At 70.3% G+C, this 2,892-nt stretch carries 2 protein-coding genes; one reads left to right on the forward strand and one right to left on the reverse strand.

All coding sequences use genetic code 11. The annotated features are described in order from the left end of the window. Positions 1 to 148 precede the first annotated feature (148 nt). A complete protein-coding gene (locus tag ABTY20_RS35040) occupies positions 149 to 1,663 on the reverse strand; it encodes an MFS transporter (RefSeq protein ID WP_352001181.1) in 1,515 nt (504 codons plus the stop codon). A 241-nt stretch (positions 1,664 to 1,904) separates the two neighbouring features. Between ABTY20_RS35040 and ABTY20_RS35045 the strand changes: the two genes are divergently transcribed. Continuing rightward, positions 1,905 to 2,780: a hypothetical protein gene (locus ABTY20_RS35045; protein WP_352001180.1), complete on the forward strand. Its 876-nt coding sequence runs from the start codon at positions 1,905 to 1,907 to the stop codon at positions 2,778 to 2,780. Positions 2,781 to 2,892: the final 112 nt, after the last annotated feature.

Below are 2,892 nucleotides of genomic sequence, written 5' to 3' on the forward strand. Positions count from 1 at the left end.
AGAAACCAGCATTCATTTAACCGAAGAACTGGCGGATCCTGCAATATTGAAAGCTGAATTCAGCACTTTTCCGGAGATTAATGGATTGATCGTTATCTCCGCGCGGAGGGTGCCGCGGTGCCGCCGCTCGACGGTGTGTCCGCCGTCGTCAGAACTTCGGAGTCGGCGTCCGCGCCTGCACCAGCTCCGCCGCCTCGCGTTCCGTCTGCACCGAGGGCGGCGAACCCTCGAGCGGCTGCTGGGCCGTCTCCTTCATGCAGGCCACCGCGACGACACCGATCAGAGCCGCGGCCATCGAGTAGTACGCCGGCATCATGTCCGAGCCGGTCGCGCCGATCAGGGCCGTGATGACCAGTGGTGTCGTGCCGCCGAACAGCGACGCCGACAGGTTGTAGCCGACCGACAGGGAGCCGTAGCGCACCGATGTCGGGAACATGGCCGGCAGCGCCGCCGACATGGTGCCGAGCAGGCAGACCAGTGACAGGCCGAGCATCAGCATGCCGGCCGAGACGGCGAGCGGACTGCCCTGCTGCACCAGCAGGAACGCCGGGGCGGACAGGACGAAGAAGCCCAGCATGCCGGTCATCAGCAACGGCTTGCGGCCGAACCGGTCGTTCAGCCGGCCCACCTGGTTGATGATCAGCATCAGCACCACCATGGTGGCCACCAGGATCAGCAGACCGTGGCTCTCGCTGTAGTGCAGCTCGTCCGACAGGTACGTCGGCATGTACGACAGCAGCATGTAGTCGGTGACGTTGTAGGCGCCGACCAGGGCGACGCACAGCAGCAGCGTCCGCCAGTGCTGCCGGAAGATCTTGGCGAGGCCGCCCCGGGCGGCGGTCTCCACCGAGTTCGCGGCCTCGGTGACGTGGACGTTGCCCTCCTCCAGCTTCAGGTACGCCGGTGTGTCGTCCAGCTTCAGCCGCAGGTAGATGCCGACGACGCCCAGCGGCCCCGCGACCAGGAACGGGATGCGCCAGCCCCAGGCGTCCATGGCGTCGCTGCCGAGCCAGGCGGTGAGCGCCGTCACCAGGCCCGCCGCTCCGGTGTACCCGGCCAGCGTGCCCAGCTCCAGGAAGCTGCCGAAGTAGCCGCGCCGCTTGTCCGGGGCGTACTCCGCGATGAAGGTGGAGGCGCCGCCGTACTCGCCCCCGGTGGAGAAGCCCTGGAGCAGCCGGAAGAGGATCAGCAGCAACGGCGACCAGAAGCCGACGGCCGCGTACGTCGGGAGCATGCCGATCGCGGCGGTGCCGATCGCCATCAGGATCATCGTCAGCGCGAGGACCTTCTTGCGACCGACCTTGTCGCCCATCGGTCCGAAGACCATGCCGCCGAGCGGGCGCACCAGGAAGGCGACGGCGAAGGTGGCGAAGGAGGACAGCAGCTGCGCGGTGTCGCTCCCGGAGGGGAAGAAGACCCGGCCGATGGTGCCGGCCAGATACGCGTAGATGCCGAAGTCGAACCACTCCATGGCGTTGCCGAGCGAGGCGGCCTTCACCGCGCGTTTGACCGCCCGCTCGTCCGTCACCGTGATGTCCGTCCGGCGCAGCGGCGGATTCCGCCGGCGCCGGACGGCACGGAACAGAGCCGGGTGGCGCCTGACCGCTGCGGAGGAGGACGTGGGATCGCTGTCGGTGGGGGACGTGGCTGGGTTCCTTTCCAGGTCATGCCGTAGCGAACGGAACGTATCAGCGTCCTCGGGGGGACGTCGGGAAGCGCGCTCGGAACCGCTTCTTCCCGATGCCTGCCCGGATACGCAGGTGCGGTCGCCGGGGCGGTTCTCACCCGTGTGCCTCCGCTGCGCTGGTCGCCCGGGCGGACCGGTGGTGCGGTGGGAGGGCAAGGGCAGGAAGCGCCCGGAGCAGGCCGGCGCCGGGCGCCCGTCCCATCCTCAGGAGGCACTCGTGACCACCCCTCGCCCGATCGTCCGACCGTCCCGTGTCCTGGCCACCGTCCTGGCCACCGGGACACTGCTCACCACGGCGGCCTGCGCCGGCACGGACGACAGCGCGTCCGCCGGGTCGAAGACCGCCACCGCGGCCGTCGAGCAGGCCCTCGCGGCCCAGACCGAGTCACCCACGTCCACACAGTCCTCCCCGACCTCGTCCCCGACCTCGTCGCCCGCGCAGGAGCTCAGCGAGACCGGCGCGCGGAACGCGCTGATCACCGAGGCGGACCTCGAGGACGACTGGCAGCAGGTCGAAACCCCGCAGGAGTGGCGGGACTCCCTGCTGGTCGGACAGGTCGACGTGGCCGCGTTCCTCGAGGGGAAGAGCGACGCCTCGGAGTGCCGGCGGCTGATCGACTCGCTGTACGACGAGACGCTGCTGGGACGCCCGTCCGGGGCGTCGGCGCTCAACGGGTTCCAGGAGGGCGACTCCCGGCTGCTCTACCAGGTCGCCGCCTACCGGAAGTCCGACCTCGACGAGTCGATGAAGTGGCTCCGGTCGCTTCCCGACACCTGTGACCAGTTCACCCTGACCGGCGGTGACGACGGCGACCGCACCGTCCGGGTCGTCGGGATGTCCTTGCCCGAGGAGGGCGACGCGAGGCAGGGGATGACCGTGACGGTGAAGGGCGACAGCGGGGGCGAGCCCGTGACCGTCACCCTGGACGTGGCCGTCGTCCAGGTCGGCGCGAACGCGATCACGGTCACCAACGGCGGGACCGGCGGCGTCGACCACGACGCCACCTCGACGGCCGTCGAGCAGGGCACGCAGCGGCTGCGGGAGGTCCTGGCCGGCCGTACGCCGCAGCCCACTCCCAGCGGAATCGAGTGAGCGCGGGGCCGGAGGCGGCCATGGGGCGCGCCCGGGTCCGCTGACGGCGGGCCGGCGGCCCGGTGGCCTTCACTCGCCCGGCCCGTCCGCGCAGCCGGGGACGGCGGATCCG

This window comes from Streptomyces sp. NPDC126497, assembly GCF_040302425.1.
Classification (GTDB): domain Bacteria; phylum Actinomycetota; class Actinomycetes; order Streptomycetales; family Streptomycetaceae; genus Streptomyces.